The organism is Halobellus sp. Atlit-38R, assembly GCF_003665925.1.
Lineage (GTDB): Archaea > Halobacteriota > Halobacteria > Halobacteriales > Haloferacaceae > Haloquadratum > Haloquadratum inordinatus.
Map to the genome: position 1 here is coordinate 1 of NZ_QXIJ01000096.1, position 666 is coordinate 666.

General features: G+C 63.8%; 1 protein-coding gene. It reads left to right on the plus strand.

Going from position 1 to position 666, the window contains the following annotated elements; translation table 11 throughout:
• Nucleotides 1-217 precede the first annotated feature (217 nt).
• A partial coding sequence (locus tag D3D02_RS18290; RefSeq protein ID WP_304999798.1) for a transcription initiation factor IIB family protein occupies nt 218-666 on the plus strand: 449 nt, incomplete at its 3' end.

Genomic DNA, 666 nt, shown 5'->3' on the forward strand with positions numbered 1-666 from the left:
CCAACTCCCGCGCTCGCGCCGTCGATAGCGCTCTCAGCGCGGGTCGTTCGCTCCCGTCGAGAATTCCGAATTGTACAGGGTTCTACACGCCGTTTTCGGCCGTGTCTCCGCGGCACCAAACACGCGAACATTTAAGTGCGTCGGTCACTTACCCGAAGGTGAGGAAAACACCGAGACCCGTCTCTCGGTTTCGTTGTTCCCTCCACGCACCAAACCAATGAGCGAGAACCTTCGAACGTACACGACCGAGAACGTCGACGACGAGAGCGAGACCGAGTCGACAACCGAAGACGAGGAGCTGCGGTGCCCCGAGTGCGGCGGGCAGTTAGCGACCGACACGGAACACGGCGAGACCGTCTGCGTCGACTGCGGGCTCGTCGTCGAGGAGGACGAGATCGACCGCGGGCCGGAGTGGCGCGCGTTCGACTCCAAGGAGAAGGACAACAAGTCGCGCGTCGGCGCCCCGACGACGAACATGATGCACGACAAGGGGCTCTCGACGAACATCGGCTGGCAGGACAAAGACGCCTACGGCAAGTCGCTGTCCAGCCGCCAGCGCGAGAAGATGCAGCGGCTGCGGACCTGGAACGAGCGCTTCCGCACCCGAGACTCCAAGGAGCGCAAGCTCAAGCAGGCGCTCGGCGAGATCGACCGGATGGCGAGCGC